Origin of the sequence: Flavobacterium sp. UBA2787 (assembly GCA_002352205.1) — a bacterium.
In the GTDB taxonomy this organism is placed as follows: domain Bacteria; phylum Bacteroidota; class Bacteroidia; order Flavobacteriales; family Flavobacteriaceae; genus Flavobacterium.
Window position 1 is genome coordinate 340,536 of the sequence record DEHZ01000015.1, and the last position, 21,131, is coordinate 361,666.

General features: G+C 35.4%; 16 protein-coding genes. 7 read left to right on the plus strand and 9 right to left on the minus strand.

The features are described 5' to 3' along the window. Window positions 1-35: 35 nt before the first annotated feature. From B4N66_RS14600 to B4N66_RS14615, 4 genes are all read right to left on the minus strand, one after another. Entirely contained in the window at window positions 36-518 is a 483-nt protein-coding gene (locus B4N66_RS14600) for a hypothetical protein (protein WP_291095736.1), read from the minus strand. Window positions 519-891: 373 nt separating this feature from the next. Continuing rightward, window positions 892-1,533 carry a class I SAM-dependent methyltransferase gene (locus B4N66_RS14605; RefSeq protein WP_291095738.1) on the minus strand — a complete coding sequence of 214 codons (642 nt, stop codon included), beginning with the start codon at window positions 1,531-1,533 and terminating at the stop codon, window positions 892-894. After that, complete coding sequence (locus B4N66_RS14610; RefSeq protein ID WP_291095740.1) at window positions 1,530-1,790, minus strand: hypothetical protein; 261 nt, start codon at window positions 1,788-1,790, stop codon at window positions 1,530-1,532. Before B4N66_RS14610 ends, B4N66_RS14605 begins: the two co-directional genes overlap by 4 nt. Before the next feature lie 4 nt (window positions 1,791-1,794). Beyond that, window positions 1,795-2,703, minus strand: coding sequence for an NAD(P)/FAD-dependent oxidoreductase (locus B4N66_RS14615; protein ID WP_291095927.1), 909 nt, complete (start codon window positions 2,701-2,703; stop codon window positions 1,795-1,797). 206 nt (window positions 2,704-2,909) lie between these two features. Between B4N66_RS14615 and B4N66_RS14620 the strand changes: the two genes are divergently transcribed. The 4 genes from B4N66_RS14620 to B4N66_RS14635 all read left to right on the plus strand — a co-directional run bounded on the left by B4N66_RS14620 (window position 2,910) and on the right by B4N66_RS14635 (window position 10,484). After that, window positions 2,910-3,290, plus strand: coding sequence for a Fur family transcriptional regulator (locus tag B4N66_RS14620; protein WP_324522712.1), 381 nt, complete (start codon window positions 2,910-2,912; stop codon window positions 3,288-3,290). 692 nt (window positions 3,291-3,982) lie between these two features. Continuing rightward, a complete protein-coding gene (locus tag B4N66_RS14625) occupies window positions 3,983-6,682 on the plus strand; it encodes a DUF4365 domain-containing protein (protein ID WP_291095742.1) in 2,700 nt (899 codons plus the stop codon). 33 nt (window positions 6,683-6,715) lie between these two features. Then, window positions 6,716-7,105 (plus strand): hypothetical protein, encoded by a 390-nt coding sequence (locus tag B4N66_RS14630; RefSeq protein ID WP_291095744.1) that lies wholly within the window; start codon window positions 6,716-6,718, stop codon window positions 7,103-7,105. Next, the gene (locus tag B4N66_RS14635) at window positions 7,092-10,484 is read left to right on the plus strand and encodes a PIN domain-containing protein (RefSeq protein WP_291095745.1); all 3,393 of its coding nucleotides are present in this window, start codon (window positions 7,092-7,094) and stop codon (window positions 10,482-10,484) included. Before B4N66_RS14630 ends, B4N66_RS14635 begins: the two co-directional genes overlap by 14 nt. Window positions 10,485-10,653: 169 nt before the next feature. On the opposite strand, the gene B4N66_RS14640 is transcribed toward B4N66_RS14635, so the two are convergent. From B4N66_RS14640 to B4N66_RS14655, 4 genes are all read right to left on the minus strand, one after another. Beyond that, window positions 10,654-11,703, minus strand: coding sequence for a CBS domain-containing protein (locus B4N66_RS14640; RefSeq protein WP_291095746.1), 1,050 nt, complete (start codon window positions 11,701-11,703; stop codon window positions 10,654-10,656). A gap of 143 nt (window positions 11,704-11,846) precedes the next feature. Further along, window positions 11,847-12,383 (minus strand): hypothetical protein, encoded by a 537-nt coding sequence (locus tag B4N66_RS14645; RefSeq protein ID WP_291095748.1) that lies wholly within the window; start codon window positions 12,381-12,383, stop codon window positions 11,847-11,849. Window positions 12,384-12,385: 2 nt separating this feature from the next. Next, on the minus strand, window positions 12,386-13,291 hold the full coding sequence (locus tag B4N66_RS14650) for a hypothetical protein (RefSeq protein ID WP_291095750.1): 906 nt from the start codon (window positions 13,289-13,291) through the stop codon (window positions 12,386-12,388). A 423-nt stretch (window positions 13,292-13,714) separates the two neighbouring features. Next, entirely contained in the window at window positions 13,715-14,122 is a 408-nt protein-coding gene (locus B4N66_RS14655; RefSeq protein WP_291095752.1) for a helix-turn-helix domain-containing protein, read from the minus strand. Between the two features lie 492 nt (window positions 14,123-14,614). Between B4N66_RS14655 and B4N66_RS14660 the strand changes: the two genes are divergently transcribed. The 3 genes from B4N66_RS14660 (at window position 14,615) to B4N66_RS14670 (ending at window position 17,928) form a co-directional block, all read left to right on the plus strand. Beyond that, entirely contained in the window at window positions 14,615-15,553 is a 939-nt protein-coding gene (locus B4N66_RS14660) for a PKD domain-containing protein (protein ID WP_291095754.1), read from the plus strand. A 292-nt stretch (window positions 15,554-15,845) separates the two neighbouring features. Beyond that, the gene (locus tag B4N66_RS14665) at window positions 15,846-16,328 is read left to right on the plus strand and encodes a hypothetical protein (protein ID WP_291095756.1); all 483 of its coding nucleotides are present in this window, start codon (window positions 15,846-15,848) and stop codon (window positions 16,326-16,328) included. A gap of 22 nt (window positions 16,329-16,350) precedes the next feature. Further along, window positions 16,351-17,928 (plus strand): hypothetical protein, encoded by a 1,578-nt coding sequence (locus B4N66_RS14670; protein WP_291095757.1) that lies wholly within the window; start codon window positions 16,351-16,353, stop codon window positions 17,926-17,928. Window positions 17,929-19,373: 1,445 nt separating this feature from the next. Here the strand turns inward: B4N66_RS14670 and B4N66_RS14675 are convergent. Further along, a complete protein-coding gene (locus B4N66_RS14675) occupies window positions 19,374-20,969 on the minus strand; it encodes an ice-binding family protein (RefSeq protein ID WP_291095759.1) in 1,596 nt (531 codons plus the stop codon). Window positions 20,970-21,131: the final 162 nt, after the last annotated feature.

The following is a 21,131-nucleotide window of genomic DNA, read 5'->3' on the forward strand; positions in this document are numbered from 1 at the left end:
TACCTCCGGTAATTATCATTACCAATTTCAAGTTTCTATTCCTCTGGTTGAGTCAGTTCAGGTGTCTTTTTTAAAGGATAAGCTTTGTGTGATTCTGCAAATGGTACATCCCTGCTCATTTCTATCAGAGTTTCTTTCTTGCCTTCCTCACATTGGTATTTCATTATCTCTTTCAAAACTCTATTTCTAATTCTTTTTTGTTCACTATTACTCAGAAGAGGGTCTAAACCCGTTAAGGTTTGGTCTGCTATTTTTTCATTATATACCACCCGAATAAAATACCTGTCGCAACCTATTATCTCTTCTGGTTCTTCTTTAAAATAAAGGATGTAAGCAGGTTTAATAAAATGATTTTTTACATCTTCCAAATTGGAAAGTAATTTTGGCTCTTTTATACTATCAATAGAATATTCTTGACAAATTTTCTTCCAAGCTAAACTATCTAAACAAGTTGGAGCCATGCTGCCAATTTCTGAAGTCTCTGAATTAGCAAATTGACAACTAGTAAGAACTAACATTGTCAATGGTAGTAGGAGTGTCGAAATTTTAAACAACCTTTTTTTCATTTAAACTAATATGCGACTTATAAAGTCATTTCCTATTTAGTCTTTGTAATAGTGGCGGTAACTTATTGTCAACCCCTAAAAACCTCCGCATATACACCTCATTTTAGCTGTATAACCGAAAGTTCACCTCGTATTAACCAAACCCAAATATATCCTTTTTTACTTTCATTTAAAAGTGGCTTGTACTAAAATAGGTTTACACAAAAAAATAGGATAAAATCAGAACAAAAATAATTATCACCCCAATCCAACCCCCAATCTTGTCATGCTGAGGCAGGAACCATCCCCACACATCGACTCATCGCCCCATTAACCCATCGTCCCATTAACCCATTACCACATCCCACATCCCCGAACCACAAACCCCTTCTTTTCTACATTTTATCAAGTAAAAAGGATAATTCTCGATCACTTCTGTGGTTTCAAAAAGTCCTACATTTCCAAATTCTTCCGTTATGGCTTCTATGTCATAAAAGAAAAGTTGCACTCCACCAAACATTTCAAATCTGTCTTTGCCTATGCAAGTTCCTTGTCCATAAGTTGTGGCTTGCTTTGTGATTGCTGTAAAGACCATAAAGCCGTTATCGGCAAGTTGGCTGTAACAGTCTTGGATTAGTTTTAATCGTTCATCCTCGTCTAACAAGTAAACTAGTCCGTAACAATAAATCCCGTCATACAAAACCTTGTCAAAAGGCATTTCTGTAACAGAACCATGATAAATTGTGATCTCGTTTCCAAAATGTTGGTGGGCTAAAGCGATTGCAGTTCTTGAAATTTCAATACCTGTTACTTTCATTCCATTTTCAATAAAAAGTTGAGCATTCCGTCCATAGCCAATTCCCGGAATTAGAACGTTTTTCACTCCTTTCGATACAAATAAATCGTTTGTCAATACAGTAGATTTTGCAGGCTCAAATCCCCACATTTCTCCTTTGTCTTTAAAAGCTTCTTCCCAAAATTCTGTCATAGCGTATCGTTTTGTATACAGATGGCATCGTCCAAAATGGCACATCTAAAGCCCAAATTAGTTACAATTTCTAAAATGTTTTCTGATTTAATTTCATCGGCTTCTATTCGCAAAATGGTGTGTCCGCAAGGAAAAGGATAGTCGGTTTCATTCAAGTCAAAACTTATTTTCAAAGCAGCATTTTCGTTTTGAATAAGGCTTAAAATTTTGTCTGCTTGATTTTTGTTTCGAATGTCTGTAATAAATACTTCTACCATAAAATTAAAATTGTTCATTTACTAATTCTCCATTGGCTACTGCACCTGCAATGCTTCCACTTGAAACAGCATTCGCCACTGAACGCATCATATTCGAGTTGTCGCCACAAACATAAATATGCGGCACAGTTGTTTTCTGAAAAGCATCAATGCTGATATAGCCGTGTTCGGTAAGTGCACAACCCAATGAAACTGGAATATCCGAATGTTGTGTAAAGGGAAGTGCTCCATAGGCAACAGCAAAGGATTTTTTCTTCCCGTCACTGAAAATGATATGCTTTAATTGCCCATTTATATGTTCAATTGCTGAAATTTTAGATTCAATAATTTGTATGTGGTGTTTGTGGAGTTTCTCTAATTGTTCCGCATTAAAATCTGCTTTTCCGTTAGTTAAAATCGTAACCCTATCGCTGAGGTTATTCACCATTGAGGCCAAGTGAAACGCTTTTTGTCCATTGGCTATAATGGCTGTATTTTGATAACGATGTTCGTAGCCGTGACAGTAGGGGCAATGAATGATGGAAATTCCCCAACAGGCTGCAAACCCTTTGATATCAGGCATCGTGTCTTTAATGCCAGTGGCAAAAATCAATTTTCTCGCTGTGAATTTGTCTTGTGAACTGGTTGTTATTTCAAAGCCATTTTCTGTTTTCACACCAGTTGTAGCAACACCGTTATAAAAGGTAAGAGTTTCATATTTTTCTAATTGAGTTTTTGCGAGGTTTGAAATTTCGTGTGGTGTTTTTCCGTCTTGCGTTAAAAAGTTGTGTGAATGTGGCGTTTGACTATTACAAGGTTTTCCACTGTCAATAATTAAAACATTTCGCAAAGAACGTCCCAGTGCCATGGCAGCAGAAAGACCTGCGTAACTGCCACCAATTATGATTACGTCAAAATTCTTGTTGTCTGTCATTGTGTTATTTTTTATAAATGATGTCAATGGAAGTGGCAAAGCAAAGGCAGTGATGGCCAAACTACTTTTTTGTATAAATTTTCTTCTTGAAGTCATTTTGATACTTTTTGATTTGACAAAGATAAAAATTTTTATTGTTAATGCGACTTTATCGCAATAAATTATCGCAAACTTGTCGCATTAATTTTTTTGTTTAATTTTGTACTATGATCAAACGTAGAAATACCGCAACACAAGAGGCTGTCTTGTCTGTCTTAACAGGCAAAAGAAGGGCAATGAGTCAAGATGCTATTGTAAAGCAATTGAATATTAATGCTGACAGAGCTACTATTTACAGAATTTTAAATCGTTTTTGTGAAGATGAGATTGTCCACAAAATTGTAGCGGACGACGGAAAACAATATTTTGCTGTCTGTGTAAAATGTGAGGAGATGCCATCAAACGAAAACCATTTTCATTTTCGTTGCACAAAATGCGAAACGATTGAGTGCCTACCAACACGCGTGGAGTTTACTGTTCCTGAAAAATATGTTGTCCAACAAATGAACTGTGTCTTGGTTGGCATTTGCAAAGAGTGTTCGTTGTAGGGCGTCGCTCTAAAATTTGCACCGCTACCCCACGAATCCCTCCGGGTGGTATAAATTAATCGTATACTTTTATTGGCCTCCAAACCATATAAAACCAATTTATTTAACATTCCCATAAACCACAAAATAAATAGGGTAGTGTCTTACCAACCGGAAAACCTAACCCCATTTACAAATTGTTCCATTTCCCCCATTACCACAACCTAACACCCAATCGTGTCATGCTGAGGCACGAAGCATCCCACACATCGACACATCGCCCAATTGACACATCACCCAATTGACACATTGACAAATTGCCCAATTGACACATTCCCCCATCACCACAATCCAACCCCCAATCTTGTCATGCTGAGGCACGAAGCATCCCACACATCACCCAATTGACTCATTGACACATTACCCAATCGACACATTATCAACGTCCAGTTCCCATCTCGTCTCCCCTCTCCTTTGGAGAGGGGTCGGGGGTGAGGTTAAACAAATCCTTTTTCCCTTTAATTTAAAACTAGTTAGTTTTGATTTTTGAAAAATCACTTGTTGAAAAAGTAATGCTAATTTGCTTCGAAGTCATGACTTCGAAGAGCTAGGTTATATCTATATTATCCACAAAAAAGTAATCATAATTTAAATATCTGAAAAACATAATAATAATTTAACTTTACAGCACAATCATTAGATAATATTCAATCATGCCCGTTAAAGTAAAGAATAAACCAAGTAATAAGCATATTGAGAAAGATGCAAATGGCATAATTACGAAAAAATTAAGAAATCTGTTTTTGACAAAGAATCTAGAACTTGGAGAAAATTCTACTTCAGCGAGCCAAGACTGGGGTACTGATTTCTATATTGAGGTTTTGAATCGAGATAAAAAAAATAAACGAGAAATGCTTTTTCTTCTTCAGTGTAAAGGAATGGATAAAAGCCCAAAAATACTGAAGACGGAAAATTATTTCTCGTTCACTATGTCGCTTCGTCATGCAAATTATTTTTATTTCGAACTGTCCGAACCACTGATATTTATTGTTTGTGATATTAAAACTGAAGATGTTTACTGGTATGCTGTGCAATTGGATACAACGTTAAAAAATAGAATCGTTGATCAAGTAAATTCCAAAAGGAAAACATTACAAATAAAAATTCCGGCTGAAAATATTCTAAACGAAGATAATTTTGAAAGGCTTTTAACTGATATAGGAGAATCCCAAAAAGCACAGCTACATAAAAAGAAAGAACAAATTAATTTAAAGGCGAATTACAGCAAAGTTAATGATGAAATATCCAATCTAAATATAATTGATGGTTTAATTAGATTAACTGAAATATTTGCAGGGATAAATGTTTTTCCGCAATCGATAATAAATAAACTGAAAGTATTTACTGGCTCGGAAGGAAGTTTATATGGAGAAACACTGTCTACAGACAATGAGAAATTTTACGATTTTCTTGACAACCTAATTGTTGACGATAATATTTTTCTTCTAAAAAATAAGAATGTCGAATATGCTGGCGTAGATGAATTTCAGAAAAAAGTTCGTCATATTATTAGTTTCCTAAGAGTTAACTGGATTACACATGTAACTTGGAAAGGAAAATCGAACCTCAAAAGTGAAAAAATCTGTGTACACAATTTGTTTGTGTCGAAAGGATGTGACTGTGAAAGATGTTCGTACAGCAAGTTAAATTTTCCAAGAGCAGTAGAACTACTTAAAAGCGACGAAGAATTAATAGAAAATGAATTTAGATTAAGAAAGGCATACACTTTTTATCTAATGGCAGATATGGAGAATTCATATAAAGAACATAAAAAGATAATTGATCAAGTTAGTATAGGAAAAACGCCAGGAATTTACATTGTCGCAAAATATAATTTACTTCAATTAAAAAGAATGGTTGATTGGCAGTATTTTGGAGAATCACGTAATGAAATCTTGAGAGAATTAAAAAATGAAACTTTTGCACTTGATGAAATTCTAATGCCAGAGCATTATATAGATATTTTTAAACAAATAAGCGAAAATAGATTTGTCAATAATACTATTTTAGATATAGACAATAAATTAACTGATATAAGAAAACAATGGTACAGCGATCAATTTGGAGGTAGCTCAACAAATAGTTATGCTCGAAACTTAATTATTGAATTTTTACGCTCTTACAATTTTGTTGAATATAATCATCTTATTTACAATGAGTATCGTGAATTCGAGGTGCTTGCAAATAAAATGCTTGAAGGCATATTAGCACTTTACGCAATTAATAATCCAGCTTCTTCAAAATATGAACATTTTGGATATACAATAATCAATATGTGGCTTTTCCATGCTGAACCAAGTCATATAAAACATTTATTAAGAAGGTACGATATAAAAGTTCTCGACTTGGAGTTCAGTGATATCGAATACGACATATTGAATGAATATATTAGTAATCTAATTAATTCTTCAAGTATAATTTATGAAAATTTCAAAAAGGAGAATTACACCCATAATGACAAAATACGGAAGCTTTTGCAAAACTATCTCCTAATTCTAGCCGTAATAAACTTAACTCAAGAACAAAAAAATAATTTATTGGGAAAATACTTAATTCTTGTTGACGTATTAGGAGAGTGGTATTTTACTGCATTTGATTACTTAGACTACTATGTGCATTACAATGACAATGTCAGTTGTGAGAATCTTGAGCGGATTATTATTTTGATAAAAAAATATGAACAATTTCATCATGACATTTTTCCTGATTCAATTAAGTTAATATGTGAAAACTTTGAAGAACCATACCAACGGGAAATGGCTTTAAAACAGTTACTAGAAATTGATGAGTTTTCTATTGATGACTTTATTGATAGAAATAAATTTTCCGATTTACCATTTCTCTTCAACTTGTTGACTGTCGAAACAAAGACCAAACTCAAAGACTCTCTAACCTCGAAATTAAATGATGACTTTGACAGCGAACTATTTTATCTGTATAGCATTTTAGATGTTCTTGATTTCAATCCGGATTTCTTAAAACAATTTGTAGAACTAACCCCAGATTACACATTCAAAAAAACTGGACACGAATTTATGAGCGGACGCAAAGAACGGAAAAATTATCACTTGGATAAAGTTCTAAATCTCATGTTCAAGTTTGATCTAGCGTTTACACCTGAAATTAAGGCACTTTCTAATAGGGCGATTGATAAAAACTACTACGATTGGATTATGGACATTGATGGGTTTGATTATTCCAAATTTAATTCATATTGGATTTTATATTACAAGACAGAATCTTATTTTAAAGCGTTTAAAAAGAGTGAAAAATTAAAGTACGAACTGAGAAAAGCTTTAAAAAATAAATACATCGAAGGGGTCGCAAAAATCCTAATTAGCAATTTTGATTAAATAAATTAAAAATAATTAACACTAATAATAAACATGGAACCTGTAACTACAACAGCAATCATTTTACTAGGCAAGCATTTAGCAGAAAAAGGTTTGGAAAAAGCTTTTGATACCACCGTTGGTGAAATTTCAAAAAATGCAGTCAATTGGGTTAAAAATCTATTTACTAAAGACGAATCTGTAAAAACAGAACTGGTAGAACTTCAAGAAAAACCAGAAAGCATAGCTCGTCTGAACGCAGTAAAGGCTATAATTGAAAGAGATATTGAAGATAATCCTGATTCTGAAAAATACCTTCAGGAAATTTATGATAAGCTGTTGAATATCAATATAAATATTACAAATAGCAAGAATATTAATACCGGCAATATAAACAGCGGTGGTGGGAATATACAATTGGGCGACAATTATGGAAATAAGTAACACAAATTTTGGAAATATAGATTCTAATGGTGGCAACGTTAATCTTGGAAATACTTATGTAAATAATGTTTTCGAAGGATTAGGACAACTACTAATAGAATATCGAGAGCAATTGAAGAATATTGAAACTTTGACAAACCAATTCAAAGTTAAGACTGCATTGACATTGTTAATTGAACTGGAAAACCGTGTCCAAGAAATTGAAATCGACGACAAAAATAAAATTTTAGGAAAGATTAATTTTCTTAAAGGTGTTTGCAAACGCGAACTTCCTGAGTCAAAAACAGAAAATGCCGCAAAAGACTTTATTACTGCCTACAATTATTTTAAATCTGATATCAAGATTCGAGATCGTGCCTGTGTAGAATACCTGAACTTACGGGAGGTCGAAAGGGCAGTTGAGTTTGCTGACGAAATATTATTGACCGATGAATATAACGTGTCAGCGTGGTATGTAAAAGCAGTAACTGCTACAGATTTGAAATTATTTATATTGACTATCCCAAAAGTAATAATTGAAGAATATAACTTTCGATTAAGTTTAATACATCATATTGTATTGACTGGAAATCTAAAATTATTTGAAGATTTAGCAGAGTATCACTTAACACTGGACATAGATTTTCCACGATATAAAGAAGTAACATTTAATGCACTTGAAGCTTGGCGAGTTGCGACCGACTTAGCCATTAACAAAGTGTTTAACGATTATCCTTTGAGATATATAAATGGTAACAACTTTATCCTTGAAGATAATCCAACTGTGAAAATTGTATTTGATTTATTATCAGTTTATGTCACAAAATTGGAAAATACCGAAATTGGCGATTCGATTCTCCATCAGCAATTTTTTTTAGCATATTTCGGTTATCTGCTTACAAACGATGGAGATTATCTAAAGTCATTAAAATCCATATTTCCTAAATTAGATCAGAAATTTTGGTTCTATGTTTTTAGCTATTGTCAAATATTAAACCATAGTAAAGAGTATGAAGAATCTTTAAAACAAGTTTTGGTTTACGAAACAAATGGTGGTGAAATGCAAAGTGAAGTCTATCTTTTTAAATCCGCACTTTATCATCTAACGGGACGTGGCTCAGAAGTAATAGACATTTTTTCTGATTATCTCAATTCCATTGATGTTATTGATGAAAGAAATGGGTTTAATATCATTAATGCCTTTCTTAACATTTTGTATAAGAAAGTTGATGAAAGCGTTTTGGATTCGCAGCTTGAAAGAATAAAGCAAAAACTGTTCAAAAGCGAACAATTAAAATCACTTTTAGAGATTACAATTAAAGTCCGATATGTGAAAAACTTCGATACTGAAGAAATTTACGGCGAGTTAGCAAACTTACAACAATTTCAGGGTTTTGATGTCAACTGGCGTAATCTAATCGCCGAAAATTTAAACACGATTGGCAAAAGAAAAGAAGCAATTATCCATTTAGAAAATTATGTGGATAAGACACAAATTAACGAAACTCTAAGGTTTTTCATAATACTTTTACATCAGCAACTAACCGACAAAAATGATCAAGAAAAAGGTAGATATAATGAACTGTTAGAACTATTAAAATTTTGGCGACTATATTCCAAATACCCTGACGAAACTCTCTTACAGTTTGAACATAATCTATATACAGAAATCAACGACTTAGCGACAATCGAAGAAATTGATGCATATTTATACAGTAACTTTCCGTATAATGAACAGTACATTCTTATTTATCTTAATGTATTGGAACGCCGCAAAAATTTTGAAAAGATTAAAGAGGTTTCCGACAATATAACTTGGGATATCGAAAATGAACGGTTTGGAGTTACACTAAGTGTTGTACTTATGCGTACTAAGGTGGACGTAGAAAAAGGATTCAAGATTCTATACGCACTGGCTTCAAATCCAAATAACATAGTTGCTAGAAAAAACTATTTTGCGAGTTCATTGGTTTTAAAAGAAAAGCAATTCTTTGTAAGGTATGAGAAAGTAGAAATTGGCCATTGGGTTACTTATCTTGTTGGTGATAAAAAGGAATACTTAAAGATCGAACGCGATACAGGTCTTCAAAAGGAGTTTATTGGCAAAAAGTCTGGAGAAATTTTTACAACTGTTACAGGTCTTTCTGGGAAGATGATTTCTATAACGATAGTAGAGATCCTCAATGACGCTTGGCATTTATTCCGAATGATTCAAGAAGAAGCTAATAATCCTATAAACGAACTAGGTTTTGAGTCTGTACAAATGCCAACCAATCCAGAAGATTTTGAAGCTTTCCTAAAATCTCAATTTGGAGGATTAGGCACAAAAGAGAAGGAAATAAAGGATGTTGCAATGGAGGATTATTTCAACTATCGAATTGGATTCTCCGAAATATCTCGTTCTGTTTTTCGAGAAAACTATATAAATGCCTATCTTCATCTAACAGGTGTTTTAGGGAATAGATTCACCACTATCCCTTCGCTTTTAACAAAAAAAATAACATCTGAACAAGTCACAGTATATGGTTTAGATTTCAGTACTTTACTTTTATTTTTCTTTTTAGAAAAGGAGTTTAGCTTCGAGTTTATCCACCGCTATTCGATTTCATACCTAATTAAAAACGAAATTGATCGAGAGATAGTTGAATTAGTAAACTCACCATCATCTCCGATGACTTTACAAATTACCACGCAGTTTATTCGAAAGTATGACACGCCAGAAGATTACAATCAGAAACGGATCGAGTTCTTACAATCATTACTTGATTGGATAGAGAGGAACTGTGATATAGATTTAGTTCCCGAAAAATTAAATTTGCTTCCAAAGTTTGACAACGAGCAACGGCTTGATGATATGATGAAGTTACTAGTTGACAACATTTGCATATCTGATCGGGAAAACTTTAAACTTATAACTAGTGATACGACATTATTTTTGTTCTCCCGACGTGGGAGTACATTTGGTAATATCGTTAACCCGGAAAAATATTTGAATGCTTTCTATCCTGAAAAATGCGATATTGAGTTTTATAGATTTTTATTAAAATCAAATTATATTGGAATAAATATCTCTTTGGAGACATTGAAAAATGAGTTTTATCAATACTTAAGTAACGGTCAAAATTATTACAATGCTTGTCTCGAAAATTTACAATATACAATTCATGGAAATCCACAAATTATAATCATGCTCAGTAAGTTTTTGAAGGAATTATATATTATGCAAGTTCTTACTTTAGAAAAGAAAAATTTATTTGCACATGGAATTTTAAGCAGAGCGGTTTATGGTATGCCAAGAGAAGTAATTGTCGCATTCAATCGACAATTATTAGTTGAATTTAGGTTAATGGGAAAATTTGGTGATGAAGTTATTTCTGTTTTAAGGAGCGTAACCCAATAATTGAAGAGTCATTCAACATGTGGTCGGGAGACGAAGAGTTGCGTGGCACTAAGTAGAATTCGGGCAGCAGGGTCCATCGCAGAACAACTTGCTATTAAAGAGCCTTCGTGGATCCGGTGAACTAATATTGTGCGTGAATGCTTTGTAGAGCTCAGGTCGAATCCTTGTTCTAGAACACTTTTAAATTTCTTAACGTCTGTAGTAGTCTAACAAAATTTCTTAATGTTTCAGTACTTTCAGTTTCTAGACCATCTGGGTCAAAATGCATAATATTATTTCTTATAATTCTTATTTTATCTAATTCAGAACAAAATATTTTTCTATCGATTGAAAGATTTAATTTTATCCAAATTTCTGGAACTTGACATATTCTTTGATACTCGCCAAATGTTAAATCTGCAACCGTTTCAATTTTTCTGTTTTCATCTTTTGAGTCTTTGCCATTTTCAAGTTCCACTTTATTTAATGATGCTAGAATCTGTCTTACATGATTTTCAATTTCGGCAACTAATAAAAATGGCTCTGTCAATTGTTTAAATTGTAAACTTAAATCACTTGCTGTTACAATTCCACAGATTTCATCTGCTTTGTTTTTTACTAAAATATAATCATGCTCTATGATAACTGGTAGAGCTTTAAATAAAGATGTTTCTTCTGAAATTAACTGGAAATTAGGTTCCATTAATTCTCGTACAATTATAGAGTTTTTTTTTACTGCTAATTTTTGACCAATAGATCTCCAACTAATTACACCTTTAAGCCCTCTCTTTTGCTGTTGCATTACTGGGAGTTGAGAGAAATCATGTGTCATCATTAAAGTAATTGCTTCTGAAAGTTCGCTATCGGGTTTTACAAAAATTAGCTCCTTATTTGCTGCTTCTAATCTCGAAATTCTATATGTCGGATCATCAAAATTCATTACTTCATCAGTTGATTTTTCAGCAATATTTTCAGGTTCATTAGTGTCATTATTGTTATCATGTTTTTTTTCGGGAGTAACTTTTCTGAATTCGATTAATGAGTCAATATATACACTGTTAAAATCAGGTAAAGTTTCTAATCCATTTTTTTTTAAATTATTTCTAATAACTGTTACGACCCACCAGCCCCTTCTCTGTGAACCCCAAAACCAATGAAGAAAATTTCGAACACTTATTGGTTCAACTTTTTCTCCTTTATCTAACTTTTGTTTAATCTCTTTTAGTTTATCTTGATACATAATTTTAGATTTTTGAGTAATATTGTTACCAACGTTTCTACATGATTGTCAACCATGCAGAAACTTTGATAGAAGCACTAAGCTTGATTTAACCACTGAACCCCCACTTTTTGTAGGTGCTATTGATGGCTGGCTTTCTTGCCCTATAATACTGTTCGTTCAATTGTTAGTGATAAAATTTTGTCTTGCAATAAATTTACTAATTCATCTGTATTTTTCAGGTCTTCAATTTCGGTTCTTGATAATAAAAGCACAGAAACTTTGTCCCTAATTACCGCATTTATTACTTCACTATGGGCATTACTTACACCGTCTGCAACTCCAGTAATACCACTCAAAGAGATTAATATGCCAGTAGAAACTCCGCAATCCCTTAATTTGTCAATAAACCACCGGACACCTCCACTACCCAATCTATTTGCTGTATTCTTACATTCTGCTATAATAACAAAATCAAGAAAGTATAAGTCAGAAATACGCTTATCATTTTTAAAAACTACATCTAGTTCGTGTGCTCGAACGCCGTCAAAAACATTTTTTTTATGAAAACGAACTCCTGGAACTTTGTCAAAAAGATAAACTGTAAGTTGCTCAAGAATATCGCCTTTGGCATCCACGGTTGGAGCAGTATCCGAATCATTTAACAGTTTTCTTATATGTACATTTGAATACTTTGCCATAACTAGTGTCCGTGTGCTATTTTATTTCTACTAGTAAGGATTACACTTTCAAAACTGCTTTCAAGTAAAGCATTTATGAAATCTTCAACATCATATGCGATTATTAATGGGTTTAGGGAAGATTTTAATTTGTGTCTTTTTCCCGTTTTGTCTAAATAAAGTAGTAATGCAACTCTTGCGTCAGAACTTTCTGCGTATCTTTTTATTTGAAACTCTGCTTTTTTAAAAGTTTCATCACTAAGTCTTCCAAACTTTGCTTCTACAATAATAGGATTGCCAATTATTCTTCCGAGTTTATCATTCCAAAGAGCAAAGTCAATACCTAAATCTGGCCCCCTGCTGTTGTCAGCATATTTTAAGTGGATGGTCTTGAATATTTCTTCTATGACATACTCCAATTCTCTCCCTTGCCCATTCTCCCTTATTCTCTTTGTTTGGTCAAGCAAAGATCTTAAGACTTCCTTAATATCATTATCATAATTCTCAACTTGCTTTTCAGATTGTCTTGTTACTCGTTTAGTTGGTTTTCTTTTTGCTCTGATTTCATCAAGAAAACCTAATAAAGTCATTTTCAAAAATTCTCTGTCGCTTAGGTTAGCGGTTAATGAGAGTTTATTGTCAATATAAAATGGAAGATTAGCTTCTTTGTCAATAATGATTAAAGATGGCTTACCTAGTCCTTCGCAAACCCCTATTTCATATAAAACATTCTTACTCTCTTTCGAAACTACAAAAACAGCAAAATCTGATTGTCTTAACTTCCTTTTCAAAATGTCTTGAATTGAACTTCCTATTGAAAAGTCGTATAAGTCGAAAGCCTCAACATTGTTTTCTGCTAAAACAGACCTTACTAAAGAGAGGTCTGTGTCGTATGAAGCTGATAGGAAACATTTTAATTGTCTATCCATTTTTATATTTTATTGTTAATTTTTGAGCCGTGTCGTTTTTTAAGTTTGCCACGAACTTATATATTGTCGCTACTTAATAACTTCCTTACATCAAAATATTCATTTTAAATCTCATTACTTTATTATTCAATTACATTGTTCCACTTTATAAAGAAAAAACCTTTGAATTTTTTTCATAACAAAACAAAACTATTCCAACCAAACTACTTTACGGATTCCCGTAAACTGCAAAAAAAATTAAATAGGGGGCATGTTGCCAATCGACAAACATCGTTTTTGGAAACACTAAGATATACAAAAACCATATACTTTTTACAAAAAGTACTTCTTCATCGAATAATTTCTAAAGTTATAAGACAATATACAACAAAAAATGCATTTAATTAAGAAATGCATTAGTGGGTATTTTTAATAATATGAAGACTATTTGTTGAGGAGCTTCTCTAAATAAGCAACTTTGTCCTTTTCTGCTTGAAGTAAAGCTTTATAAAGTTCTTTATTTTCTTCAAAGACTTCTATTAATTTCTCTATTGGATTAAATGTGGGTTGATAATTAAATAAGGCTCCATTATCATGATTATGAACAGTGTTACCAATAATATTAAAAACAGCTTCTTCTGAAAAATTCTTTAATACTTCGGTGTTTACATCCAAAGCTTTCGCAATTTCTACCAATTTATCATCCTCAATACTTTCACTATTCTCAATATTCGAAATCGTCTGTTGGCTCACACCAATAGCAAAGGCCAAAGCTTCTTGCTTCATACCTCTAAGTTCACGAATGCGGCTAATGTTCCGCCCGATGTGTTTGGGTTTGGCTGTTGTATTCATAAGCCAAATATATAAAAATGTTTGCAATCGTCCATGGCCAAAAAGGAAAAAATGAGTGGTAAAAAACAAAAGTGGTTGGTATTATACCAGAGAGGGTAGGCTTTTTAACCCTTCGCTTATTTTTTTAACCGCGAGGGGGCACAAAGGACGTTTCGCCTTTTTTAATGGAACACGAACCTGCCTGCCTGCCGGCAGGTCCAATGGATTAGCGAAAGCAAAACGCGGGTTTGCACGGATGTGGATAGTTACGCAACTTTTTAATCGCTGAGGTCTGCCAGATAGCTATTCATATTGTAATCAACTGTTTAGAGGGGAACATTTAACAAAATAGGCACAAAATGTGCAATTAACCATGTTAAATACTTCCTAAATTGGCTACTAGTTTTGTAGTACTTCATACAAGTAAGGACTAAAAAATAGTAATTTTTAAAAAATCGTGTTGTTCCTCAATATTGACTTAAATAGTTTATTAATCAATTAATTCTCAAAATCATGAAAAAATTACTTTTATTATTTATTTTGGCGACCTCATTTACATCTTTAAATGGAATTGCACAAGAAACGGAGCGATCCACCTCTTGTAGTGTAACATCAAATTTCCGAACGCAACTTATTAATTGCAATACAATACAATTCAATCCAAGTTCATCTTCAAATTCAGACACCTCCATAGTAGGCTATTACTGGAATTTTGGAGATGGCACTTCTTCAACGGCTCAAAATCCAACACATTCGTACACAAACAATGGCACCTATACCGCAACACTAACAATAATAGGTTTCAACAGTACAAATGGTGAATGTTGTACCGATGACTTTTCTAGATCAATTACAATTCAATGCGGCTCACCGTGTGGCGTTTCCATTACCTCTATTCAAGAAGTAAACGCATTGGGTCAAAATAATGTAGCGTTTTATGCCGTAACGCAAGTGAATCCGGGATGGAATATAACAAGTAGCACTTTTGAAGTTACCTATGCCAATGGAACAATTTTAGCCTATGCAGGAAGTGTTAATCCAGCAACAGGTTATCCACAAATTGTTATACCGGTACTTTGTGTTAATAAAGTAATGCAAGTAAAAGTAACAGTTGTGGTTTCTAATTCATCCGGTGTAACTTGTTCTGATATTGATACTAGAAACTGGAGTCCACTTGGCGTTTGTGGTACCGGAGATTTTTTTAGAGTAAGTCCTAACCCTGCGAAAAATACGCTTCATATAGAACTAAACGAAGGTGTACGAGATAGTAAATCTACGTCAGAAGTAATACTTTATAATCTATATGGTAATGTGGAACAAAAGTATACCATACCATCTACTCAGGAATCCATTAGTCTGGATGTAAGCAGTAGTAAACCGGGAATCTATATTCTAAAATTCATTAACGATGAAAACGTTTTGCAAAGTCAAAAAGTAATCATCGCTGATTAATTCAGTACCAGAACCGAAACATATTGAGGAATTTGTAAGAAGCCATTTTTTAAATGGCTTCTTCATTTTTCTACGCTTTGATACATCAAAACACATGTATCGAAAAATTACTACTTTCTTTCTCTTATTTGTTTTGAAACGAGATGAAAAGCACTTTAGTTTTTTTATAGAATATATTCAACTTAGGGTCATTTACATTAAAAACACATTTCTTATCGTCTTTTTAGCTTTCTTAAGGTGTTGAATGACCTCGTTTTTTTTGCCTCACTTGAATTAGTTTCTCACACAAATAATGGAAAAGACGCTTTTCTTTTTAAGTTACAAGAATCGAACAAATGGAAGTGGTTTTCGTGGATTTGAAAGCTTTGCTACACGGCATTTTGATGGCTTTTATCACGATGCATTTTTATTAATCGCGACCTTTGCGGTTAAAAAAACCAAGCGAAGCGTCCCTTCATTGCCTTCCGTGAGAAAAAAAAGCGAAGCATCCTTAGTGCCCTCTGCGACCTCCTTTGCGACCTTTGCGGTTAAAAAAAACCAAGCGAAGCGTCCCTTCTGTGCCTTCCGAGAGAAACAAAAAGCGAAGCGATCAAAACCCGTACAAACCAGCGTTTTGCATTGCAAATCCGTCAAATCCGCGTTCCAAAACCAAGCAAAGCGTCCTCTTTGCGTCTCCGCGACTTTGCGAGAAACAAATCCCCCAACCCGTACGTTACCAACCCCAAATAGTACAATACAACCCTCCATAGTTCCCTACCGCACTCACCCTCCATAACTTAGCCACAAAATTCAAAACCATGAACACAAAACTAGACACATCAAAATCCGCTTCGCTACCACAACCGGTCGTAGAGCAACTACACTTTTTATCCAAACAACAAGCCGTCGAGGCCATGTTTGTGAGCACAATAATAGGAAGTAATCACCCTTGCATAGTGGTACTTCTAAACAGCGAGGCCAATGCCGTGGAATGGCGTACCCAAAAATGGGTCAAAAAAGCCTTCCAAAACCACGGAGTCACATTTCTTATCAGTAACATCGATAAAAGGGTGTCAAACGGCAAAAAGGCTACGTTGTTCCTACACCACCATACCTGCCCCGAAAAAGAAATCTACAGAGCAGCAACAAGCCAATACCAAGCAATACCCTTCGCTAAAGCAAAAAAGAGAAGCAAAAACAGAACCAAAAACTATAGGCTAAAACAAAAGTTCCTTCGGGCAGAAATTAACAAAACAGACGTAGAAGAAGGCTTAGTGACTGTCTTCAACCTCTACAACTCCCTCTACGAACTGCACCTAACTTTCCTCGAAGAACTACTTTTTGGCACGTCCTACCAAACAGAAGACCTACACCAACGGGTACTTCGCGTGGCAAGCTATAACAAAGAAATACAAAGAGCATTTGTCAAAAAATCACCCACCAAATTCTATCTGCTGGAAACACTCATCATGGCAAAAACCATAGACGACCTCTGCATGCTCGAAGACCATTTCGTAGCCGCCATCCAAGCCAACGAAACCCTTTTGGGCAAAATCAACAAAAACCTGCTAAACCAACTAAAAAAAGAACGAAAAGACAAATCCAAAACCCCGCATCCTGTTTCGGCAAAATCCATTTACGATCACCCCAAAGTCCTAGAATTCATAACCACCCATCCCAACATAGAAGCCATCTACGAATACAAGCGAGTAGAACAACAACAAAACCAAACCATTTGCTCCATACGCTTTTGGCTCATCGTAGCAGAAGGCATCAGCAACCACCAACTAAGCAATTGGCACGAGGCCATCAAACAACAAACCCAAAACACCATCGAAATCATCCCCGTAGTCCACAGTCGCAGTTGGATACAACAGAACCTATACGAAAGTCAACACTTCTTCCAAAACGCGATGACCGAAGAAAACAGCATCTACCAACAAAACGATGCACTAGCCCAACTACATTGGCACGTGCCATACACGGCTCACTATCCCGACTTGAATTTTTATAGCCAAGGATGCCAAAAGTTATACAAAACCCTACAACACATCCGCACCCTCGATGGCACCCAAAACAAAGAAGGACTGGGCTTAATCTACACAAGCTTCATCGTCCGTACCTGCCAAGTAATCGTCTATGCAAACTGGAGCTATTTCCCAAACCAACTCCCATTTGCCATCCTATGGCGACTCTGCGAAGCAGCCCACACCAACAACCAACACCTGCAATTCCTTTTTCAAAAACTATCCTTCAAGTGGCTCACCTTCATCACCCACCACCAAAACACCTTCAACCCAACCCACCCAATCGATGAACCCGACCTCCAACTCCTCGACCAAATCGCCACCCAACTCCTCCAAACCCTAAAAACCTCAAAACAAGAAGAACAATAAATCACCACATAGACGAATTGACACATTACCAAATTGACAAATTGACAAAAAAAGCGAAGCGTCCCTTCTGTGTTTTCCGTGCCTTCCGTGAGAAACACAAAAAGCGAAGCGTCCTCCGTGCCCTCCGCGACCTCCTTCGCGACCTTCGCGGTTAAAAAAAAATCCAAAAACAAAATAACAGCACAATCAAATCCCTAAAAATCCCTCCATAGCGAAGCTATCAAAATCCGCTCAAATCCGCGTTTTGCAAAGCAAATCCGTTCAACCTGCTGCCGGCAGGCAGGTCCGTGTTCCAAAAAAAAACCAAGCGAAGCGTCCCTTCTGCGTCTTCCTTGCCTACCGTGAGAAATAAAAAAAGCGAAGCGTCCTCCGTGCCCTCCGCGACCTCCTTCGCGACCTTTGCGGTTAAAAAAAAGATCCAAAAACAAAATAACAGCACAATCAAATCCCTAAAAATCCCTCCATAGCGAAGCTATCAAAATCCGCTCAAATCCGCGTTTTGCAGAGCAAATCCGTTCAACCTGCCTGCCGGCAGGCAGGTCCGTGTTCCAAAAACCAAGCGTAGCGACCCTTCTGTGCCTTCCTTGCCTTCCGTGAGAAATAATAAAAGCGAAGCGTCTTAGTGCCCTCCGTGACCTCCTTTGCGACCTTCGCGGTTAAAAAAAAAGCAACCCAAATCCCTCTGTCCACAATCCAAACACCCCATCGCCCCATTGACACATCGCCCCATTGACCCATTAAAAAAAAGACCACTCCAAAGAGCAGTCTTTTCTAACTAACAAGCACTGTATGGCAAATAAAAATCAAGTCCACCGCAGCCTGGTATCGGCATATAAATAAATCAAAAATGATTCGGCTAAATCGATCAAAAAAACAAATCCCATCCCAACGGCAGAACAAGACAAAACTAACCACCTCCAAGCAACTACACAAACAAAGCACTACCGAATTCCCGAATTTGGGGTACTGGATTCTAGAATCCAACACCCTAAATAACCATAGTAAACAACAAACAATCAGATAGATAACTCTTAAAACCAAAAAAAAATAACAAAAAAAGAAAAAGAAAAAAATGCACCACAATAAAACCAATTTTTTCCACCACACAACCTCAAAATATGCAAAAAAAAAGTAAAAAATAGCCCAACCAATCGCCAAATTAGATTTCAAAATGACCAACTACAATAATCCCAACAACCAACAACAGACAACCAACAACAGACAACCAACAACAGACAACCAACAACTGCCTTCCCCTAAATACCAAAGCCCTATCTGAAGTAGGGATACTGTATGAGTAGTGTATGAAAAACATTATGTTAAATAGAGATAAATTCCTTTTTTGTAAGGTAGTAAAATGGAACGTTGTTGTAAAAGGTGACTGATAAAGTAAGCAAAACAAAAAACCCCGCCAAATGGCAGGGTTTTCTATATCAAATATCATTTTATTGTTTAGAAACCAATTTACCGGTTTGAACAACTCCATTGGCAGTAGCTACTCGATAATAGTAGATTCCTGTTGGTAAGTTCATGGGTAATTCGGTAAAGTGTTGTTGTAATGTTGTTGCCAAAACAAGTGCTCCTAAACTGTTATAAATTGTAAGTTCAGAAGAAGCAGCATCAACTTCCGCTAAGTCTATCGTTAACGCAGAGGAAAATGGGTTAGGGTAGAGTTTAGCTGTTCTTTGTGTAGTGGTAGTGATTCCTAATAGTTCGCAACCCGGCGTAATTGCAGCGGTGATGCTGTTGGTAGTGATGCCACCACTTCGGTTCATCACCCGTCCTTCAATTTCCACACCCGGATGCAGAGTAATGGCTCCGTTGTTTGAAATGAGGGTTCCTTTAAAACTGGTGTTTTCGTTTAACGTTATGGTACTATTTACCCTCCAGAAAACATTTTTGGCTTGTGCACCGTTTATTAATTCTATAACAGCATCGGTTGCAGTAGTAAGACTTCCATTGACTTTGATAATAAAAACCGCATCGGGATTGCCTTGTGCATTCAAGGTAAGTTTTCCGGTTAATACCGCCGACGACATGTGATAGGCATGAGGTGTTAAAACAAGATCATTCCCTAATGCTGATGGTTGGTGCAATAATATATCTATCGGAATAGAGTTTACGTAACTATATACCGCATTCAAATCGGTATGACATTGTGCCGTTGATGCATTTGGAGCATGATGGATGGTTCCGGTTACATTTTCAGTTTGAAAACCGGTTGTTGCTCCATTATTTGTTCCTACATCTCCGGTTAAAATCGAATCACCTGTATTGGTTACTTGACCATTTCCTGAAAAAAGAGTGTAACATGTAATTGTGTTTAATGGCGGAGCGGGAGGTCCGGTGAGTGGAGGTGCTCCACAGCCCAGCGGTATTCTTACTGTTACTCCGGTAGCCGTAATGGTACCTAAGGTAGAAACTGCACGACCTTCTATTTCTACTCCGCTGTTTAGAACAATGGAAGTGTCATACCCAATAAGTGTGCCTTTCATTATTGTATTAGCAGCAAGATTTATGTTGCCTTCTACTAACCAAAACACATTACACGCTTGTGCACCATTAACAAGAGCCACTTGTGCTCCTTCCGTTGAAGAAAGTGGCGATTGTATTTGAAAAATAAATACGGCATCGGAATTTCCTTCTCCATCAAGGGTTAAGGTGTTGTTTAAAACTGTGCTTTCTCCTATAAAGTAGGTTCCAGCTACAAGAATCTGTCCGTCGCCTAATTCGGGTTCCGGGAAAAATTCCGGATCAGTTTCATGAATTTCGATACATGTAATCGTAAGTGAATTTGCTACCTCTTCTGATGTAGAATCAGTGTCATGCAATACTCCGTCCACGTTTCCAAAATTATTAATCGATCCATTGTGGGTTCCAACATTTCCTGTTAGATGAGAAAGACCCGTGTTGTTCACATTACCACTTGATGAAAAAAGTGCAAAAGAAGACACGTTTCCAAGCACGGGAGCTTGTGCTCTGCTTTGGGTGACAAAGCATAGTGAGGCAACCGTAGTTGCCAATAGTAGAAGTTTATACATGACTTGGGGTTTAGTATAACTACAACTTTATTGTTGTAGCGGGATAAAAATAGTTTTTAAAAATAACATATACTATCAAAAAAATAGTTTTTTTAGATAAATTCAAATGTAGATAATTGAACGTCAGTAGAGTATTGTTAAAATGCACGAAATAAAAAAGCC